Consider the following 19,662-nt stretch of genomic DNA (forward strand, 5'->3'; position numbering starts at 1 on the left):
ATTTTTATGCAGGTTTCCAACCGGCTGGGTCGCGCAGATAAGCTTCGACCGTATCCAAGGTCGCGGTATCATATGCCCCACGGACTTTGGCTTCTGCCAAGACATCCCACCACGTGCACAGGCTGATCAATTGCACCCCGTGATCACCCAAGGTTTTTTCAACACCGTCGAAAATGCCGTAGTAAAAGATCACGGCTGTCGCGTTGCAGGTTGCCCCTGTGTCGCGGATCGCATCCACAAACGACAGCTTTGAGCCGCCATCGGTGGTCAAATCTTCGACGAGCAACACACGCTGACCTTCGGTCATCACGCCTTCGATCCGGGCGTTACGGCCATAGCCTTTGGGTTTTTTACGCACGTAAGTCATCGGCAGGGCCAAACGTTCCGCGACCAATGCGCTAAACGGGATGCCCGCAGTTTCACCGCCAGCGATGTTATCAAACGTTTCAAACCCGGCCTCGCGCATGATCGTCACAGACAGAAAATCCATCAACGTCGCACGGATACGCGGAAAAGAAATCAGCTTGCGGCAATCAACATAAGTCGGGGCTTGCTTGCCCGAGGCATGGGTAAACGGCTCTGCCGCGTTAAAATCAATCGCACCAATTTCAATCAACATACCAGCTGTTAAACGGGCGATTTCTTCTTTGGAGGGGAATGATGTTGGGGTCATAGCGCGGGCCTTTGGTTTCTTTTTTCCAATAAATACTCCCCACGGAGGGGCGGATGGTCAGGTCTCGACCCGCCAGTGCAGGTCAAATCCGGGATCAAAAACTGTGACAGGGCCGTCATCGGTGGCGATCTGTGTAGGGTACTGTACCGGATCGCCCTTGCGCAGGGTGATCGTTTCTTCGCTGACAGGCAGCCCATAGAACCGAGGGCCGTTTAGCGATGCAAAGGCTTCGAGTTTTTTCAACTGTCCCGCGGCTTCAAAAACCTCGGCCAGGCAAGACAGGGTATTGGTGGCCGAAAATACGCCAGCGCAGCCGCAGGCTTGCAGTTTGTTGGGGTCCGTGTGCGGGGCGCTATCGGTGCCGAGGAAGAACCGCTTGTCGCCAGATACGGCGGCTTGCACCAATGCCACGCGGTGTACTTCGCGTTTGGCGACGGGCAGGCAATAGTAATGCGGCTTGATCCCGCCAACCAACATATGGTTGCGGTTGATAATCAGATGATGGGTCGTGATTGTTGCGGCGAGGTTCTTGGGATTGTCGCGGACATAATTAACGGCGTCTTCTGTTGTGACATGTTCCATCACGACTTTCAGGTCGGGGACCTTTTTGCGCAGGGGTTTAAGCACCTTGTCAATGAACACGGCTTCACGGTCAAAAATATCGATCTCGCTATCCGTGACTTCGCCATGCACACAAAGCGGCATGCCAATTTCTGCCATTGTCTCAAGAACGGGGCGCACTTTTTCAAAGTCACGCACGCCAGATGCAGAATTGGTTGTCGCGCCTGCAGGGTATAGCTTCACTGCTGTCGCGATCCCGTTTTCAAAGGCCGCACGTACGTCAGCAGGGTCTGTCGTTTCCGTCAGATAGAGCGTCATCAACGGCTCAAACACCATATCGGCGGGCAGTGCGGTCATGATCCGGTCGCGGTATGCGCTGGCTTGTGCGGCGGTCACAACCGGGGGCACAAGGTTGGGCATAATGATCGCGCGGCCAAAATGGCGGGCGGTTTCTGGCAGCACGGCGCGCAGCATATTGCCATCGCGCAGGTGCAGGTGCCAATCATCGGGGCGGCGGATCGTGAGGGATGTCAGGTCTTTATCAGGCATGTTGCTGGGTTACACCGTTGTGCGGATCATGGCCAGTGGTGAAGTGATAGCCCTTGCCGTTGGGGGCAGGGATAGGGCTATAAGTTGTTAACTCTTTTAAAAGAAATGGAGAGACCAGATGTTCGGATTTTTAATCGCCGCCGGTTTTGGGTTTGTAACCCCACAAATTGAAACCCTAATCGCGCCACTGCTCAAGGGAATCACACCGCATATTCCCATTGCGGATACGGAAAAGCGGCTGGTTGCATTTATAGCTGCGATGCTGGCCGCGGGGATTGCATCTGCGATCTTTTATAGTGGGACAGCGTTCTGGGTAATGGCGGGCGGCACTTTGGGTTATTTTGCGACGCGTATCATCACTGCCGTCAAAAAGCTCATCGCGGAACGCAAAGCTTCTGAGTAGTGCTATGCTGTGGCTGCAATGCGGCATTGCAGCATTAGCAGTTTTAGGTCAATAAATGTGACGTATATTGGGTGCATAGGAAACGCATCCGATAGGAACATAACATGGCCTTCTTTACTGATACTGCTGCCGCACAATCACAGCCTGGCATTCTTTCCAAAATCGGCTCAGGTTTTGTCGCCGCAATGACCCGCATCATGGACGCTCAAGACCGCAGCCCCGAAGTGCGCCGCCTTGAAGCGCTGAGCGACTCTGAGCTTGCTGAAATGGGCATCAAACGCGACGACATCATTCGCCACGTATTTCGCGACGTTTACGGTCTTTAAGCTGACTTTTTGAACGAAAGCGCTTCGCGCGTTTTCGTAAAATAGGGGTTTTCGCTCCTCTGGATTTTGTATTCACAGATCGTAAGAGCAAGACGCGGGTGACCGTGCCGAAGCAATTTTGTGATCAAGTTTATGGCGTATTTATCGTCATATCGGCGCGCCCGCAAAAGCTGCGTGAACCGTTTTTTGTCCAATACGCCAGACATGGCCAGTTTCAGTATGACGTCACTGATGCCCAAACGGTCAAACGTCTGGTCAAGGTTAGCGCCCATTAAGGGGCAGCGGATCAGTGTCACATGGGGTTTGCGAAACAGCGCCGCATGGCTGGCATCAAGCCGTTGATACGGGTCAAACGCAACAAAGACATCGCGCGCACCATCAATCATGTCCGGGGCATACCCGTAGCGACCGGTGAAATCCATCCGCCGATGTTTTCGATATCTTGTGTCCCATCCGGCGCTTGCCACTTCAAGTGTGGCTTGCGGGCGGAGCGCGACGACAGTCGCCCCGGGGGCTGCGACAGAAAAGGCGGCCGCCGCGTATGCGCCACCGTTGGCACCGTAAAAGACGATGTTTTCAAAATCGTCAAAAAACGCGTCATCGGTCAGTCGATCAAAAAAGTCGTAGACACTTTCGTCGCGAAACCAGCTTTCTTCATAGGCCAGAATCGCCAAATGCGACCATCCGTCGTGGCGCGCATAAGAAAACCCGCGTGGTTCTGACATGGCGTTATTGGCGCGGACATCTGGGACATTCTCAAATGTAACAAGCAAGTTGTTTCCAGCTTCTAGAAATCCGGCGCAATGTCGCGCGCCAAGCTGTTCAAAAAACCCAAAATCTTCACAGATATCGTCGATTTGGCCTAGCCAAGCGTTTTGGCTCGCATTGGTGAGGTGCGTTTCAAACGTGAGTTGCTTGTCGTCCATATTCTGTCCTTCTGCCCAAGGCGGGCATTCATCGTAAACTTGTGCGGTTAAAAATCGCGCGGCACCGCACAAAACTAGCCCCGCAATATGGCAAATTTACGTGGCACCCCACGCATAATTGACCGGGCAAGCGGCAGATACATCTATTTTTGTGACGTTTCGTCACTAGGATGCGCACGTTTCAAAAACCCGCAACATTCGGGTCGCTCGCTATCCCATTGTGAACGAATGTATTTCTGACAATGAAAAAGGAAATGCCAATGACGATTGCTTATCAATCCTACGATGAAAAGACGGTTGCGAACCTGCGTGCAGGTGGTGCTGATGCCTATGGGCACGCGCCCGAGAGGGTGATTTCCGCGGGATCCGGCACGCCTTGTCGCTGTTGCTTGAACAATGTGCCCAAAGGGGCGGAAATGTTGATTTGCGCAGCGCGCCCGTTTCCGAATCTACATCCCTATGCAGAAACGGGTCCGATATTTCTTTGCGCAGATGATTGCACACCGTTCTCGGGCAACATGACGCCTCCAATCTTGCGCAATTCTTCCCAGTTTTTGTTGAAAGGATATTGTGCGGATCACCGTATTATCTATGGCACCGGGCAGATCACCAAAGCTTCGGCAGTTGCACAATATGCCAAAGACTTGTTTGATCGTCCCGAGGTCGCATTTGTTGATATCCGCTCGGCCTCAAACAACTGTTTCTTAACAAGGATCATCCGGGGCATATGACACAGACGATAACTGATTTGCCAAAACTTGCGCTTGCATGGCACCGCGCCGGTCGTGGGGTGGCAATTGCGACGGTCGTACAGACATGGGGATCGGCACCGCGCCCGGTTGGCAGCCAATTGGTGATCGATGCGGACGGCGCGATGGAAGGTTCCGTTTCGGGAGGCTGCGTTGAAGGCGCGGTCATTCTCGAAAGCCAAGAGGCGATCATCGACGGGCAACCCCGGGTGCTGACGTTCGGGGTCAGCGATGATGATGCTTTTGCCGTCGGGCTGGCCTGCGGCGGTGAAATCCGCGTTTTGGTTGAACCTGTCGGTACGGCGCTGCCGATTGATTTGCTTGAGCGTTTGGTCACATTGCGCAACGAATCCGAGCCTGTCGCCTATGTGACAGACCTTGAAACGCCGGGGCCAAGGTTAGTCGGCCTGCCACATTATGCAGATCGGTTCAGGCTTGATCGGTCGGGCATGGAAGAGGACGGGCGGACATTTGTTGCCATCCATAACCCGCCACTGCGTCTGGTGATTGTGGGGGCGGTGCATATCGCGCAGCCGCTTGCCGCAATGGCGCGCAGCTGCGGTTACCAACCGATCGTCGTTGACCCACGCGCGGCTTTTGCCACCGATAAACGGTTCCCAGAAACCACGCTGATTGACGATTGGCCCGACGCCGCTTTGCGTGCATTAAATCTGGATCGGCGCACTGCGGTCGTGACTTTGTCACATGACCCAAAGCTAGACGACCCTGCCTTAATCACCGCGCTTGATAGCGATGCGTTTTATATTGGCAGCCTTGGATCAAAACGGACCCATGCAAAACGCGTGGTGCGGTTGCTTGAAGCCGGCTTTTCAGAGGTGCAAATTGCGCGTATCCATGGGCCTGTCGGGCTTGATCTGGGCGGGCGGCAACCGGCTGAAATTGCGGTCAGTATCATGGCCCAGGTCACCCAAATACTGCGCAAATCTGACTGATTGCTTACCTAGGGCGGCAGGCCTACCATGCCGCATATCGAAGGCAGTTCCGTGACGGAGGAAACGATGACACAAATCTCTATGGTCGTGAATGGCACAGCCATGACCGGCGATGTTGCGGACCAGACATTGCTCGTTGACTTTCTGCGCGATGATTTGCGTCTGACAGGCACCCATGTTGGCTGCGATACATCGCAATGCGGTGCCTGTTTGGTGCATGTGAATGGGCTTGCGGTGAAGTCTTGCACGATGTTCGCGCGCGAAGCACAGGATGCAGAGGTTGCAACTATCGAAGGCCAAGCCATGGCGGATGGCCAATTGAATGCAATCCAGCAGGCTTTCCAGACGCACCACGGGTTGCAATGCGGCTTTTGTACGCCAGGGATGATCATGGCGACGGCTGCTTTGTTGCAAGACAATCCAAAACCGACCGAAGACCAAATTCGCAACTATCTTGAAGGCAATTTTTGTCGCTGCACGGGCTACCACAATATCGTCAGAGCGGTATTTGCGGCCTCTGGCCAAGACGTTTCGCTGATCGCGGCAGAATAGGGGCACAGAATGTATCCATTTGAAATCACATCGCCTTTGACGATCGCCGCCGCAGTTGAGGCGCTTGAAAACGAAGAGGCGCAACCGCTTGCAGGGGGGCAGACGTTGATTCCGACGCTGAAGGCGCGGTTGGCCATGCCCGAAGTGCTGGTCAGCTTGACAGGAATTAAAGAACTGCAATCAATCGCGGTGCGTGATGGGCAGCTTTGTGTTGGTGCGGGCGTAACCCATGCCAATCTGGCCAAGCAAACAGCGCAATATCCGGCACTTGCCGCGCTCGCGGCGGATATCGGTGATCCAGCGGTGCGTAACCGCGGCACAATCGGCGGGTCGCTTGCCAATAATGACCCCGCAGCCTGCTACCCGGCGGCTGCACTCGCGTCCGGCGCGACCATCGTGACCAACGCGCGCACGATTGCGGCGGATGACTATTTCGTCGGGATGTTTGAAACCGCGCTTGATGAGGGCGAAATTATCACCGAAGTCCGCTTTCCGTTGCCACAGGCCGCGCATTACGCGAAATTCGCACAGCCCGCATCGCGCTTTGCGCTTGTGGGTGTCTTTGTCGCGCGGTTTGCAGATGGTGTGCGGGTCGCCGTGACCGGGGCGTCAGAGGAAGGGGTGTTTCGCTGGACCGACGCCGAAGGGGCACTTTCGCAAGCGTTTTCGGCGCAGGCATTAGACGGGCTAACGGTCCCGGCAGAAGATATGATGGATGATATCCACGGCACCCCGGATTACCGCGCGCATCTAGTCGCTGTATTGACGAAACGTGCCGTTGTTGCGGCGGGTTAGTCGGAAAAGTTAAACGTCAACGACGTCGCCGCGCCGTCGATTGTGACATCGCCGAAGCTTTTCAAATCCATCTCATGGTAATGATCTTTCAGCAGATACCCGACCGCGCGCCCGTTGGGGGTGCCTAAAAGGGCGGCAAACGCATCCGTATCGGCCGCATAAGTTTCGGTCACGGCTTCTTCGCGCGAGAAGGACACATTGTCGGGCAGGATATGCTGTACTGTCAAAATCGTACTTGAATTCGATACGGCCATGCGTGTGATCGTACCTAGCGCCCGTTTCTTGGCGGCCTTGCGCGCGCGATGCGTACTAGAAAATTCAAAGAATTTCTTGGGTGTATCGGCGTCTACGGCGGCTCCCCATTGGTTCCAAAAGATTTCAGAGTTGTTTAAGTGTGGGCCTTCGGCGGCGCGGTTTGGGTCGCGGGCGGCATAGTTCGTGGCCGTTTCGATAGAGGCGTTCGCGACATCGTAGCCATTTTGATAAGCGGTCTCGTGGCTGTCGCCGCCCTTTGTACCGATACTGTAGCGATGATCGCCGCGCTGGTCCTGAATCACACGTGTGGTATAACTCTCATCAAATAGTGCGGCGTTATCTTCGCCTGTTGTCGCCGGTGTTTCATCATTCTTGCGTTGCTGGAGCTGCGCCATAAGCGCCTGACCACGCACAAGATTTTCAACATAACAGGCCTGCGTCGCGTTAAATATTGCGTCTGCGGTCCATGTTTCGCGGGGGCCACCAAGACGCGACCGAATGGCCATGCCGACGGGTGAGCCGCTGACGTTATCATAATCTTGCGGCACGGTTTTCACGCGCTGAGCAACGTGATCATCTGCCATTGTCTGCAACGCTGCCAATTGCTGAACCTGTGGCGATTGATTGGCGGCTGGTGCCAATGCATGGGTTTGCACGCGGGGTGCAGGACGTTGCGCGCGCGGCGATTGGGCTTTGGAGGCAGAGCTGAACATGCGCGATTTTAGGCATGGCGCCCACAAGCGATCAAGTGCGCGGACGCACATAAGAAAACGCGCGCCTTTCGCAAAGCACGCGTTTCAATCTAAATGCTGCCAATGCAGTCTTACTTCGGCAATGGGCCGATCAGCATGACCATTTGGCGACCTTCCATCTTAGGAAAGTTCTCAACGCGGCCAGCGTCTTTGGTGTCTTCTGCGACGCGCTCAAGCAGCTTGCGACCCAATTCTTGGTGCGCCATTTCACGGCCCCGAAAACGCAGCGTGATCTTCACCTTGTCGCCATTGTCCAAGAACTTGAAAACGTTCCGCATTTTCACATCGTAGTCGTTGTTATCCGTGTTGGGACGGAATTTCACTTCTTTGATTTCGATGATCTTTTGCTTCTTACGGGCCTCAGCTTCTTTCTTCTGAGTCTCGTATTTGAATTTGCCATAGTCCATGATCTTGCAGACTGGTGGTGTCGCATTTGGCGAGATTTCCACCAGGTCGAGCCCAACATCATCAGCCATCGCCATGGCGCGCTGTGGGGTAACAACGCCCACGTTTTCGCCCTCCGCGCCGATCAGGCGGATTTCGCTTGCGCGAATGCGGTCGTTGATCCGTGGCCCGGTGTCACGTTGTGGAGGGGCGTTATGCGGTCTGCGTGCTATGGTCTTTATCCTTTAATTGTTCCGTCTAGGTGATCTGCAAAGTAAACTGTGACGCTGCGGTCTTCAACCCGCAAAACTGTGCCTATCCCATAGTTTATGGCCTGTTTTTGCTTCACCTTGTGTGTATCATCTGACATATCCGCATTAAGGGCCCCCGAGGTTCGCAAATTTGATCTGAAAGGACATTAAAATGAGAGCGATTGCAATTTTGGTCATCGTGGCCGTACTTGGATTTTTTGGCTATCAATACGCGGCCAATGGCCGTGGACCCGCAGAAGCCGTCGGCGTTTTGACTGGCGCGACCGCACAAGCTGAAGCCGCCGCTGCTGCTGCCGCTGAACTGGAAGAAGCCGCTGCTGCGGAAGCTGAAGCCGCCGCTGCTGCTGCCGCTGAACTGGAAGAAGCCGCTGCTGCTGAAGCCGAAGCCGCTGCTGCTGCTGCCGCTGAACTGGAAGAAGCCGCTGCTGCCGAGGCAGAAGCCGCCGCTGCTGCTGCCGCTGAACTGGAAGAAGCCGCTGCTGAAGAAGCCGAAGCCGCTGCTGCTGCTGCCGCTGAACTGGAAGAAGCCGCTGCTGCTGAAGCCGAAGCTGCCGCTGCTGCTGCCGCTGAACTGGAAGCTGCCGCTGCTGCCGAGGCAGAAGCCGCCGCTGCTGCTGCCGCTGAACTGGAAGCCGCCGCTGCTGCCGAAGCAGAAGCCGCTGAAGCTGAAGCCACCGAGGTTGCAGTAGATGCAGTAGAGGAAGTTGTCGAAGAGGCGATGGAAGAGGCATCCGTTGCTGACCTACTGACAACAGACGGCTTTGATGCGGATAAAGTGATGGAACTGGTTGATGGGTCCGACCTGTCCGTTATCCAAAAGACAACCATCACCACTGCGCTGGACGCCGCTAAGGACAACCCAGAGCTTCTGGAAGCAGCGCTTGACCAGCTTAAGGGCATGTTGGGCATGTAAGCCTAACAGCACCACCAATCAAAAAGGGCCGCGTCATTTCTGACGCGGCCCTTTTTTCATTCTTTGTGAAGGCATTAGCCGACAAAGGCTTTCTCGATGACGAACTCACCTGGCTCAGAATTGGCGCCTTCTTTCAGACCTGCTTTTTCCATCAGCGCTTTGATATCAAGGTTAAATGCAAGCGAGCCACAGACCATCGCGCGGTCCGTGGCGGGATCAAGCGCAGGCACACCGAGATCGGCAAAGAGTTCACCGTTTTCGATCAATGTGGTGATGCGGCCCATCTTGGGGCTCTCTTCCCGTGTCGTGGTTGGGTAGTATTTGATTTTCTTCCAGAACCCGTCGCCGATCACTTCGTTCAGTAACTCGTCTGATTTCAACCCTTCGATCAAATCGCGGCCATAGGTCAGTTCGGCCACTTCGCGGCAGGTATGGGTCATGATGATTTCATCATAATCTTCATAGGTTTGTGGTTCGCGCAACAGGCTGGCAAACGGTGCAAATCCAGTGCCTGTGGCAAAGAAATACATCCGCTTGCCGGGCAATACCGCATCATGCACCAATGTGCCGACAGGTTTGGGTTTCAAAATAATCTGATCGCCGACCTTAAGGTGCTGCAACTTCGATGTCAGCGGGCCGTCTTGGACTTTGATAGAGTAGAACTCCATTTCCTCGTCCCAAGATGGGGAGGCAATGGAATAGGCGCGCAACAACGGGCGTTGTTTGCCTGTTTCTGGGTTGGGATCGCCCATCAACCCGATCATCACGAATTCACCAGACCGAAAACGCAGCGAAGCGGGCCGGGTGGTGCGGAATGAAAACAAAGTATCGGTATAGTGTTTGACGTCCGTCACTGTCTGCGCATCAGGCAAGACGGGCACGGCTTTTGCTGTATTTTCGGTCACGGGTTTTTGCTCGGTCATAATGAATATTGGCGACCCTGATAGGGCCGCCCTCCGGTGTAGTCGTTGATTTGGATCAGGGGAAGGGGCTTAGCCGCGCATCCGAGCCTGATAGTTGTGATTTTGCCAATCCGCACGGAAAAGCCATTGGTCTTCTGGCTGGCGGGTGGCTAGCGCGTCGTCAATTTCAACCTCGTCAAAACCGGACCGGCGCGCCATGGCGTATTGGTCGGCAATAACGTGGCCTTTGGCGCGCAAGCGCCCTTGATATCCTGCACGGCGCAGCATTGCAGCTAAGGTAAAGCCACGACCATCCGCGAAGGATGGAAAATCAATACGGATCATCGGTGCGTTGGTCAACTGTGCCAATGTTTCGGGGGCGGTATCTGATGCAAGATCAATGCAGTAGTCGCCATTGGCCGGGGCATCATCGCGCGCGATAAATCCACCTGTCCAATCGTCAGTAGCAAACCCATTATCTGTTACAATCACGCTCATGCTGCTTTTCCTCCGCGGATCATTTTACCATTTTCAAAATGAATGCCGCATTCTTCTTTTTCAGTGTCACGCCAGCGTCCGGCGCGTGGATCTTCGCCTGCGCTAACCCGGCTGGTGCAAGGCATGCAGCCAATCGATGGGTAGCCTTGGGCAACCAGCGGGTGCCGGGGCAGGTTGTGGTCGTCCATATAGGCCCGAAGGTCTTCGGGACCCCAGTTTGCCAAAGGGTTGATCTTGATCTTGGCCGCGTCTTTTTCAAACAGCGGCAGCGTTGCGCGTTGGCCGTTCTGATAACGCTTGCGCCCGGTAATCCAGCCGTCAAATTCTTTCAACGCTTCCGCCAAAGGACGCGTTTTGCGTAAGTCACAACACGCGTCTGTATCGGCCTGATGCAGCAACCCATCGACATCTTCAATCAGAACCGCGTCACGCGCAGGGGTGATGATACGCACATCTGTCAGGCCAAGTTTTTCCGCGACATCTTTTTGATATTGCAGCGTTTCTGGGAACAGCATTTCGGTGTCCAGAAAAATCACGGTGGTAGCCGGATTGATCTGCGCGATCATGTGCAACAATACAATGCTTTCGGCGCCAAAGGATGACACCATCGCGACCTTGCCCAATTGCACATCGTCCAACGCATGGCGCAGCACTGTTTGTGCGTCACTATCGCGGTGCAGCAGGTTCCGACGTTCGGCGAATTCCTTAAGCGGCATTTGCTTTGTCCTCGGCTGGATAAAGGATCGCCTTAAAGGGTTCCATCCCAAGGCGACGGTAGGCTTGCAAGAAGGTCTCATCCGCGTTTTCGCGCAGGTCAAGATAACCGGTCACAAGCCGTTCAATCGCCGGTACGATGTCATCCGCGCTAAAGCCCGGGCCAGCACGTGTGCCGATAGTTGTGGTTTCGGTGCCGTCACCGCCCAACGTGATTTGGTAGTTTTCCACGCCAGCACGGTCCAAGCCCAAAATCCCAATATGCCCAACATGGTGGTGCCCGCAGGCATTGATGCAGCCTGAGATCTTGATCTTCAGTTCGCCGATTTCATGTTCGATCTTGAGCTCGTCAAACCGGGTCGCGATGTCTTGGGCAATGGGGATCGAACGTGCAGTCGCAAGTGCGCAATAATCCATACCGGGGCAGGCGATGATGTCGCTGACCAAGCCAATGTTGGCTGTCGCCAAATCCGCTTCGCGCAATGCGGCGTAAACCGCTGGCAAATCAGCTTGATGCACATGCGGCAGGATCACGTTTTGCTCGTGGCTGACCCGCAGTTCATTATGCCCGTATTTTTCGGCCAAGTCCGCCATAACGCGCATCTGGTGCGATGTTGCATCGCCAGGGGTTTGCCCATGCTTCTTGATGCTGATCGATACGATCGCATAACCCGGTGCCTTATGTGCCGCGATATTGGTGTCGGACCATGACCGGAATGCGGGATTGGCTAGGCGCGCGGCCTCATAGTTCGCTGATGATTTTGACACATATGCAGGTGGCGCAAATGCGGTCTCGATCTGCTTGAGCAGCTCTTGGTCAAAGCCGCTAAAGCCTTTGCGGATATCTTCGAAACGGGCTTCGACTAGCTCTTGCATCTTCTCAAGGCCATTCTCATGCACGGTGATTTTGATGCGGGCTTTGTATTTATTGTCGCGACGCCCGAGCAGATTGTAGACGCTGACGACGGCCTCGCAATAGGCAAGCAGGTCTTCGCGTGGCAAGAAGGCGCGCAGGACTTTACCGACCATCGGCGTGCGGCCCAGCCCACCACCGACGATAATTTCATAACCCGCTTCGCCCGCTTCATTATGCACCATGCGCACACCGATATCATGCGCACGGGTCACCGCGCGGTCATGTTTGGCACCGCTGACGGCGATTTTGAACTTGCGTGGCAAGAACTGGAATTCTGGATGGTCGGTGGACCACTGACGCAGCAATTCGGCTACTGGGCGTGGGTCTTCGATTTCATCAGCAGCGGCGCCTGCAAAATGATCTGCAGTCACGTTGCGGATCGTGTTGCCCGAGGTTTGCAGCGCGTGCATTTCAACATCTGCCAATGCTTCGAGCATATCAGGCACATCGTCCAATTTTGGCCAATTGTACTGGATGTTTTGGCGCGTGGTGAAATGGCCGTACCCTTTGTCCCAGCGGTCCGCAATATAAGCTAGCTGGCGCATCTGCGTCGGGTTGAGCGTGCCATAAGGCACCGCCACGCGCAGCATATAGGCGTGTAATTGCAGATACAGACCATTCATCAAACGCAAAGGTTTGAATTCATCTTCGGTCAGTGATCCGTCGATCCGGCGTTCAACTTGGCCACGGAATTGCGCAACGCGCTCGCGGACAAAAGCTTCGTCGAAGTCGTTATATGCATACATGATTAAAGCTCTACCTGTTTGCCGTGGGCATAGTTTGAAGGGCCGCGGGTGCGGAATTCTTCACGAAAGTGGGTGGCTTCGGGGCCGTTTGGCCCGTCCTTGGCATCGGCCAAATAGGCGCCTGCGATTTCATCTTGGCGGGCTTGCGCTTCGAGCAGGCGCAGATCAGCGTGGGCTTCGTCGGTGATAAACTCGGCCTCGCTGATGCTTGGGCTCCAGCGGTTGTCGGCGGTGAACCAGACGGCGTCACCTGCGATCAGCGCGTTGGCGGTGATGACTTTGGGGGTAAAAGCACGGGGCATTATGCGAACTCCTTGAGGCTCAGCGATTGGGTTGCGGCATCGCGTGGAGCGAGACCGTAAAACGTGATGGCGGGGCCAGTCAGATTGGCGTTAGACATGGTAGGTTCAAGCGCGCCCAATGTGGTGGCGATGATCCGTTGGTCGGTGCGGCTGACGTTTTCGATGATCGTCACGGGGGTTGCTATGTCCGCGCCATGCATCAACAGGCGACCTTGAATAAAGCGTGCTGATTTCTTGCCCATATAGATGGCAGCGACTTCGCCGGGTGCGGCTAGCGCAGCCCAATCGTGATCTGCATAGCCTTTGGTGTCATGACCGGTGATCAGTCGCACAGCCGAATTGCGGCCGCGTTTTGTCAGGCTTTGACCGATGCTCGCCACGGCAGCCGAGGCCGCCGTGATCCCCGGAATGATGCTATAACTGATATCAGCGGTTTCAAGTGCGGCGATTTCTTCGTCAAGACGGCCAAACACGGTGGGGTCACCTGCCTTAAGGCGTACAACTTGGTGACCGTTTTGCGCATGTTCTACGATCAGCGCATCGATATGGCTTTGGTCCATAGACGGGCCGAAACCTTCTTTGCCCGCATCAATGATGATCGCTTCGCGGCGTGCGAGTTCAAGAATTTCAGATGTGACCAAACGGTCGTGGATGACGACATCGGCTTTATCAATGGCATTGCGCGCTTTCAGCGTTAGCAGTTCTGGATCACCGGGGCCTGCGCCGACAAGGTCAACATGACCCGCAACGTCAGAGGCCATGATTTGCTGGTCTAGCAGCGTTTCTAAGGTTGGAATGATTGCAGCTGCGCCGTTTTCTTCAAGCGCCTTTGGCCCGCTACCAAAATAGAACGACGCCCAAAAGTCACGGCGCTTGCGCCCCAAAGGCAGTACATCTACTGCGTGACGGAAGGTCTTGCCGATGCGGGCGAGGGTGCCAAGTGACTGCGGGAGACGTGTTTCAAGATCCGCTTTGATCGCGCGGGCCAGCACAGGGGCGGCCCCTTCGGTGCCAATGGCGACGGTAACTGGATCACGGTCAACGATAGCAGGGGTGATGAACTGGCTGTCAGCAAGGTTATCGACAATATTGACCAGCGCCCCTTCGGTGGTGGCGATCGCTGCGACACGGGCGTCCTCAGCATCATCTTCGTTCGCGCCATAAAACAGGGCAGCCCCTACGGCGTCACCAGATTGCATTGTGCGGGCGATCAAGCTCAGTTTGCCTTGTGCCGCCCAACGGGTGATCTCGGGGTTGGGGGACGGGGTGATCACGACCAGCTTGGCTTCGGTTTTAAACAAAAGGCGCAGCTTTGCCATAGCCGCATCGCCACCACCCGAAAGGACAATGGTTTGGCCGGCGACGGCAAGGAAGATTGGAAAGTGCTGCATAGCGAACCTCTGATTTGATGGGTTTAATATAGAATATTGTTCTGCTATTTACGCCCCCTACAGGGCAGTTAAGGAAAGTTGTTCCGGTTGCCCGCGAATTTGGACCGCCCGTCCTATGAATGCGGAGAATTAAGAATGTCGGTACGGATTGATGCGACAGATCGGAAAATTTTGGCGGCTTTACAGGCCGACGCAGCGCAGTCATTGGACGAAATCGCTAAGAATGTTGGGTCATCTAAGACCCCCGTTTGGAATCGCATTCGCAAAATGCGTGAGGCGGGGATTATAGGCCAACAAACGGTAATGCTGGATGCCGAAGCGCTGGGGTTTGAGGCTTGTTTCTTTGTCTTGATCCGCACATCCGAGCATGATGCGGACTGGCAGGGGAAGTTCCTCAAGGCGTTGAAATCACGCCCCGAAGTGCAAGAAGCGCACAGGCTGGCGGGCGACATCGATTACATCCTCAAAGTCCGGGTCAAAAACGCCCGTGCCTACGATATTTTCTATCAGGCGCTAATTTCTGAGGTGAAAGTGCATAACGTCACCGCGCTCTTGTCGATGGAAGAGATCAAATCGACAGTGGCGCTGCCGCTTTAGCGGATGCGCCCCTCGGGGTGGTCGAAGGGCGCTAAAGATGTGTCGCTATGTGGCAAGCAATCGCAGACGCGAGGTAAATTCGCCGCGGTCTACGTAGCACCCGTGCAAGTGCCGGAACCCTGTTGAAGGATCAAACGCATCGCGGCCGTGCAGGACTCGGCGATTGTCGAACACCACCATTTCACCAGCCTGTAAGCGCAACGTGAGCCGGTATTTAGGATCGCGTGTCTTGGCCATGAAGGCGCGGTAGGCGCGATAGTAGTCGGCCATGACCTCGGAGGGCATATCAAAGACCCCGGCCAAATGCGCATTGTACCTGATTTCAACTACAGCACCCGCATTGTCCAAGGTGATCACGGGTTCATACACGCGAATATCTGCGGTTTGGTCGCTAAAGCGAAACGGAATAGGCACGTCACAAAGTAGTTGAAAGGCTTCGGGGTCTTCTGACCGCAAATCTTCGGCCATCGCGAACCCATCCGCAAAGATGGAACCGCCGCCCGTTGCCTCATTCGCGAGGCAATGCAGGAATTGATAGCCCGGTGGGACCTCTTGGTTTGGCAAATCTGTATGCAAGGGCAACGCCACAGAAGTATAAGCGAGGTTATTGGGATCGGGTTTATTGACCACCTCAAAAGTGGTGCCAAAGTTCGTTTTGCGCAGAAAACCAATCCGCTTGGCCACATCCGTGCCTGCGCTGGTGCGGTTTTCAAGCTGGTCAATCATTGCGATGCCATAGCGGGCAGTTTCTTGCATCCATGATTGGAGCGATTGATCTTGCGCAAGAATTTCAGCCGCCCCATGACGTGGCAAAGATGATGCGGTCATTTCAGCGCGCCATAACTGCGGTTGTATTGCTGCGGGGTCATGCGCGCGCTGTCCGGGACGATGGTCGTGCAGCAGTTTCACGGGGATGTTGCTGATGTGGCCATCGGCATAGCGCAGGGTGACGTTTCCTTCGCCCAATTGCGCGCCTGACAGGATGGGGGACACATCGAGTGCAAGCAAATCAAGGACCCGCTCGTGGGTTTGCGGATGGAACCCGGACGGACAGTTATCGCGTAGCCAAATTGTCGGGTAGGTCGTGGTGTTCCCGTCGCTCCACGCGACGTAAAGCCCGTCGGCCGCAGCCGAAAGTGATTGTATGGTCATCTAAGTACCTATCTATTTTGAAAAGTTGATTGAACGTGCACAATCAACCGCAGGGCGGGGGCCACCACTCCTGTGTCTTGCCATAGGGCGCGCCTCGCGCACGCCACCCCAGCTCAAAATATGTAAGGTTAGATACCATGGCTGGAAACTAGGACGATCGCCGGGTTTCGGCAAGGCATGGCCTTTCATGTAAAGACTGCAAGTCTTTCGCCACCTACCTTAGGCGAAGGAGCGGGCTAACCGGAGTTTCGCAAACTGCGGCGTCAGTGTCTGCACAAGATTGCAACACGACTGGAATGGCTGGTATGTCGGCGGTCAAATCGGCCTTTCGCAACATTCGGCTACATATGAAGATGTCGACTATGACTGGTATGGGAGCACAATTGACCTACTGTCGCTTGGTGGGTCAGCCGGTGTTAGTCTTGGATACAATACCGTTACACAGAACACGCTGATGGGCGTTCAGGCGGATATCGGTGTTCTGAGCAACTCTGAAGAAACGATCTATGCTTCGGATGTTCAGATGCAAAATGATCTCGATGTGATGGTAAAACTGCAAGGCCGGGTTGGTCATGCTGTTGGCGATACAGTGATTTATACTTCTGCGGGTTTGGCATACGCGAATTTTGAACGTTCATGGACCGAGTATAATGACGTGCCCGACACTTGGCCTGATCTTGGGGATGGCAAAGTTGGGGTCGTCCTTGGCTTTGGGCTTGAACAAGCCATCAATGAACGGCTTTCGGTTAGCGGTGCATTTACCTCTAGCTTGTTCGGCGAAAACACCAGCGTGAACCCCAATGGGTTTCCACTACGGATCAATGATAAGGTGGATGAACTAACATTCGCGGTGAACTACAAACTGGGCGATGTAAGCGCGACCGGCGCTGCGCAGCCGCAAGCCGGGTCACCTGCGAATTTTGCGGGTGCCTATGGCGGTGCGCGCCTCGGCGGGTCTTTTGCTGATATATCGACAAGTGATATCGATTTTTTTATGGGGGGGAGCACTTATGATGTTGGAAATACGGGCGGCCTTGCTGCGCTTTCTGGCGGTTATAACTGGCAGCTTGGCGCGACTGTTGTTGGGGTTGAGACGCAGCTTTCCTTCGCAGGTTTGTCCGAAAGCTATGACAATTCCTATGGCACCTTAGAGACCGGCATTGAGCAGACGGCGAGCATTCGCGCCCGTGCAGGTATGGCCGTCGGTGATACCATGCTTTATGTTCTGGGTGGGGTTACCGCTGCAGATGTTGAAAACCTCAATTATGCGGATACAAGCGGCACGTACACTGGGCTTACCGTTGGTGCTGGGGTTGAACAGTTCGTTACAGATCGTATTTCGTGGACCGCTGAGGGGACTTATACGCTCTTTGATGGGCAAGATGACAGCGATTCAACCGATGATGGGCTCTATGGTACTGCTGATTTGACCACGGTTTCTGCAGGGGTGAACTATTACTTTGGCGAAGGCGGGCGCAATACGGGGGCTGGTGCTATGGCACCGTCACATGATTGGTCAGGTGGCTACTATGGGGCTGATCTGATTGCGTTGGCAAATGAAGGCAGCGTGCAAGATCCGGATTACTATGAAAGTGGCGGGTCGTTTGATGTTGTGTCGCTTGGCGCCGGGGTTGGCGGTCACGTCGGCTATAACTGGCAAAATGGGGCATTTGTCTATGGTGCAGTGGCGGATATTGCAGCTTATTCAAACGATGAAGCGCAAACCGCTACCGGATACCGTGAAGTTTCATCAGCGATCACAGCGATGGCGACCCTGCGTGGCCGTGCGGGTATCGCATCTGGCAATACGCTATTTTACACAACGGCAGGCTTGGGCTTCGTTCAATCTGAATTGGAACACGCCTACCTTCCATCACCAAACACTAGCAGCTTCGACCTGAGCGATACACGCGTGGGTGCGGTTGTTGGGCTTGGGGTAGAGCACGCGCTGTCAGATACCATGAGCGTGAAACTCGAAACGCTCTACTTTACTTCTGCTGAGGGTGATTATGCGCAAGATCCTGTTCAGGGTTGTGGCGGTCCATCGGGCTTTGATGGCGGAGATTGCGAAATGGTCGGAACCGATTCCAATCTGGCGATTAAGGCTGGGCTGTCGTTCGCATTCTAATTTCGTCACATAAGACATAATTGCCTGCGCGGGTATTCTCGCGCGGGCTTTTTTATGCGCTTTGCGTCACCATTAATCGCTCTAGCCCGTGAAAATGAAACACGTCGCCGTATTGTGGGACTGTGGCCAGTTGCAGATCTGGGCAACGTTCAAACAGCACCTCAAGCGCGATCTTTAATTCAAGCCGCGCCAGCGGTGCGCCGACACAAAAATGAATGCCGCCCCCAAAGCTGGTATTTTGCGGGCCCTTACGGTTCGGATCAAAGGTGTTGGGATTGTCGTAAGCTTCTGGGTCACGGTTTCCGGCACCTAAAAGACATGCAATCTGATCGCCACGTTTGAACGTTTGATCGCCAATTGTGACATCGTCATAAACCCAGCGGGTAAACATGTGCAGCGGTGGGTCAAAACGGATGATTTCCTCGACGCAAGGCTCTGATATATTACGGATTTTACGCTCAAGTAGCGTTTTTACGCCATTGCCGAGCGTGTGGACCGTCGCCTCATGGCCCGCATTGAGCAAGAGAATGCAAGTGGTAATCAATTCGTCTTCGGACAGTTTTTCACCGTCTTCCTCTGCCGCGATAAGGGTAGAGATCAGGTCATCTCTCGGGCTTTGGCGTCTGAGTGCGATATAGCTGCGCATAAACGCAGTGAAATCATTGGTGGCGGCGATGGCCGCGGCTTCGATCTCGGGGGTGCGGCGGGCCTGGTACATAGAAACCATCGCGTTCGACCAGCGTAGCAAATCATCTGCGCGGTTTTCAGGAACACCCAGCAAGCGTGAAATCACAACGACCGGCACGGGCTGCGCATAGGCGGTCAGGAGGTCGAACGGCCCGTTTGGGAATTGATCGATTAAGTCATGGCATAATTGCCGGATATCAGGACCAAGTGCGGCTATTGTGCGACTGGTGAAAGCCCGCAAAACCAACGCGCGCAAGCGCTTATGCTTTTCGCCTTCCAACTCGAGCATGGAGTGTGCTTCGACGTCGTAAAACGGCTGCAAAGCGGCGGGGATATCGGGCGCAAGTTCTGCCGGGCATTCGCGCCCCATTTTGCGATTGCGCAACACCGCATGCACTGCGCTATGTGACACCGCGCAAGCCATGTCATAGTCTTCCCACCAAAAAAAGTCGCCACCCGCGCGGGTTTGATCATAAAACGGGTAGGGGTCTTGGACAAAAGCGGGGTCTGTCGGGGATTGAGAAAAGCGTTGCATAGCGAAGGTTTGACCCGCCTGTCTGGCCTTT

Annotated in this window: 22 protein-coding genes; 9 read left to right on the forward strand and 13 right to left on the reverse strand. The window is 54.8% G+C overall.

Annotated elements, in window-relative coordinates; all coding sequences use genetic code 11:
• Window positions 1-4 precede the first annotated feature (4 nt).
• Both Yoon_RS06815 and pyrC read right to left on the reverse strand, forming a co-directional pair.
• Entirely contained in the window at window positions 5-673 is a 669-nt protein-coding gene (locus tag Yoon_RS06815) for an orotate phosphoribosyltransferase (protein WP_238111357.1), read from the reverse strand.
• 57 nt (window positions 674-730) lie between these two features.
• A complete protein-coding gene (gene pyrC / locus Yoon_RS06820) occupies window positions 731-1,783 on the reverse strand; it encodes a dihydroorotase (RefSeq protein WP_238111358.1) in 1,053 nt (350 codons plus the stop codon).
• Window positions 1,784-1,901: 118 nt separating this feature from the next.
• On the opposite strand from pyrC, the gene Yoon_RS06825 reads away from it, so the two are divergent.
• Both Yoon_RS06825 and Yoon_RS06830 read left to right on the forward strand, forming a co-directional pair.
• Window positions 1,902-2,186, forward strand: coding sequence for a hypothetical protein (locus Yoon_RS06825; RefSeq protein WP_238111359.1), 285 nt, complete (start codon window positions 1,902-1,904; stop codon window positions 2,184-2,186).
• Between the two features lie 104 nt (window positions 2,187-2,290).
• Window positions 2,291-2,512: a DUF1127 domain-containing protein gene (locus Yoon_RS06830; RefSeq protein ID WP_238111360.1), complete on the forward strand. Its 222-nt coding sequence runs from the start codon at window positions 2,291-2,293 to the stop codon at window positions 2,510-2,512.
• Here Yoon_RS06830 and Yoon_RS06835 read toward each other — a convergent pair.
• A complete protein-coding gene (locus tag Yoon_RS06835) occupies window positions 2,509-3,438 on the reverse strand; it encodes a phosphoadenosine phosphosulfate reductase (protein WP_238111361.1) in 930 nt (309 codons plus the stop codon). The two genes, Yoon_RS06830 and Yoon_RS06835, sit on opposite strands and share 4 nt — an antisense overlap.
• Window positions 3,439-3,698: 260 nt before the next feature.
• Here Yoon_RS06835 and Yoon_RS06840 point away from each other — a divergent pair, with 260 nt between their 5' ends.
• The 4 genes from Yoon_RS06840 to Yoon_RS06855 all read left to right on the forward strand — a co-directional run bounded on the left by Yoon_RS06840 (window position 3,699) and on the right by Yoon_RS06855 (window position 6,487).
• On the forward strand, window positions 3,699-4,169 hold the full coding sequence (locus tag Yoon_RS06840; protein WP_238111362.1) for a DUF1203 domain-containing protein: 471 nt from the start codon (window positions 3,699-3,701) through the stop codon (window positions 4,167-4,169).
• Window positions 4,166-5,140 (forward strand): XdhC family protein, encoded by a 975-nt coding sequence (locus Yoon_RS06845; protein WP_238111364.1) that lies wholly within the window; start codon window positions 4,166-4,168, stop codon window positions 5,138-5,140. The genes Yoon_RS06840 and Yoon_RS06845 overlap by 4 nt, the downstream gene beginning before the upstream one ends.
• Before the next feature lie 66 nt (window positions 5,141-5,206).
• The gene (locus Yoon_RS06850) at window positions 5,207-5,692 is read left to right on the forward strand and encodes a (2Fe-2S)-binding protein (protein WP_238111365.1); all 486 of its coding nucleotides are present in this window, start codon (window positions 5,207-5,209) and stop codon (window positions 5,690-5,692) included.
• Between the two features lie 9 nt (window positions 5,693-5,701).
• Window positions 5,702-6,487, forward strand: coding sequence for a xanthine dehydrogenase family protein subunit M (locus Yoon_RS06855; RefSeq protein ID WP_238111366.1), 786 nt, complete (start codon window positions 5,702-5,704; stop codon window positions 6,485-6,487).
• Here the strand turns inward: Yoon_RS06855 and Yoon_RS06860 are convergent.
• Both Yoon_RS06860 and infC read right to left on the reverse strand, forming a co-directional pair.
• On the reverse strand, window positions 6,484-7,455 hold the full coding sequence (locus Yoon_RS06860; protein ID WP_238111367.1) for a hypothetical protein: 972 nt from the start codon (window positions 7,453-7,455) through the stop codon (window positions 6,484-6,486). The genes Yoon_RS06855 and Yoon_RS06860 overlap by 4 nt on opposite strands.
• 110 nt (window positions 7,456-7,565) lie before the next feature.
• Complete coding sequence (gene infC, locus Yoon_RS06865) at window positions 7,566-8,111, reverse strand: translation initiation factor IF-3 (RefSeq protein WP_113776069.1); 546 nt, start codon at window positions 8,109-8,111, stop codon at window positions 7,566-7,568.
• A 190-nt stretch (window positions 8,112-8,301) separates the two neighbouring features.
• On the opposite strand from infC, the gene Yoon_RS06870 reads away from it, so the two are divergent.
• Window positions 8,302-9,063: a hypothetical protein gene (locus Yoon_RS06870; protein WP_238111368.1), complete on the forward strand. Its 762-nt coding sequence runs from the start codon at window positions 8,302-8,304 to the stop codon at window positions 9,061-9,063.
• A 74-nt stretch (window positions 9,064-9,137) separates the two neighbouring features.
• Here Yoon_RS06870 and Yoon_RS06875 read toward each other — a convergent pair whose 3' ends face one another.
• The 6 genes from Yoon_RS06875 to cysG form a co-directional block, all read right to left on the reverse strand.
• Window positions 9,138-9,986, reverse strand: coding sequence for a ferredoxin--NADP reductase (locus Yoon_RS06875; RefSeq protein WP_238111369.1), 849 nt, complete (start codon window positions 9,984-9,986; stop codon window positions 9,138-9,140).
• A 69-nt stretch (window positions 9,987-10,055) separates the two neighbouring features.
• Window positions 10,056-10,463 (reverse strand): DUF934 domain-containing protein, encoded by a 408-nt coding sequence (locus Yoon_RS06880; protein WP_238111370.1) that lies wholly within the window; start codon window positions 10,461-10,463, stop codon window positions 10,056-10,058.
• Window positions 10,460-11,179, reverse strand: a complete 720-nt coding sequence (locus tag Yoon_RS06885) for a phosphoadenylyl-sulfate reductase (RefSeq protein ID WP_238111372.1) — start codon at window positions 11,177-11,179, stop codon at window positions 10,460-10,462. Before Yoon_RS06885 ends, Yoon_RS06880 begins: the two co-directional genes overlap by 4 nt.
• On the reverse strand, window positions 11,169-12,839 hold the full coding sequence (locus Yoon_RS06890; RefSeq protein WP_238111374.1) for a nitrite/sulfite reductase: 1,671 nt from the start codon (window positions 12,837-12,839) through the stop codon (window positions 11,169-11,171). The genes Yoon_RS06885 and Yoon_RS06890 overlap by 11 nt, the downstream gene beginning before the upstream one ends.
• Before the next feature lie 2 nt (window positions 12,840-12,841).
• Entirely contained in the window at window positions 12,842-13,141 is a 300-nt protein-coding gene (locus Yoon_RS06895; protein ID WP_238111375.1) for a DUF2849 domain-containing protein, read from the reverse strand.
• The gene (cysG, locus tag Yoon_RS06900) at window positions 13,141-14,532 is read right to left on the reverse strand and encodes a siroheme synthase CysG (RefSeq protein WP_238111376.1); all 1,392 of its coding nucleotides are present in this window, start codon (window positions 14,530-14,532) and stop codon (window positions 13,141-13,143) included. The genes Yoon_RS06895 and cysG overlap by 1 nt, the downstream gene beginning before the upstream one ends.
• A 135-nt stretch (window positions 14,533-14,667) precedes the next feature.
• Here cysG and Yoon_RS06905 point away from each other — a divergent pair, with 135 nt between their 5' ends.
• Window positions 14,668-15,129, forward strand: coding sequence for an Lrp/AsnC family transcriptional regulator (locus tag Yoon_RS06905; protein ID WP_238111377.1), 462 nt, complete (start codon window positions 14,668-14,670; stop codon window positions 15,127-15,129).
• A gap of 45 nt (window positions 15,130-15,174) precedes the next feature.
• Here Yoon_RS06905 and Yoon_RS06910 read toward each other — a convergent pair whose 3' ends face one another.
• Entirely contained in the window at window positions 15,175-16,281 is a 1,107-nt protein-coding gene (locus tag Yoon_RS06910) for a TauD/TfdA family dioxygenase (RefSeq protein ID WP_238111378.1), read from the reverse strand.
• Window positions 16,282-16,561: 280 nt separating this feature from the next.
• On the opposite strand from Yoon_RS06910, the gene Yoon_RS06915 reads away from it, so the two are divergent.
• Complete coding sequence (locus tag Yoon_RS06915) at window positions 16,562-18,409, forward strand: outer membrane protein (protein ID WP_238111379.1); 1,848 nt, start codon at window positions 16,562-16,564, stop codon at window positions 18,407-18,409.
• 52 nt (window positions 18,410-18,461) lie between these two features.
• Here the strand turns inward: Yoon_RS06915 and Yoon_RS06920 are convergent, their stop codons facing one another.
• Entirely contained in the window at window positions 18,462-19,631 is a 1,170-nt protein-coding gene (locus Yoon_RS06920; RefSeq protein ID WP_238111380.1) for a cytochrome P450, read from the reverse strand.
• Window positions 19,632-19,662 lie beyond the last annotated feature (31 nt).

This window comes from Yoonia sp. I 8.24, from assembly GCF_022096995.1.
Lineage (GTDB): Bacteria > Pseudomonadota > Alphaproteobacteria > Rhodobacterales > Rhodobacteraceae > Yoonia.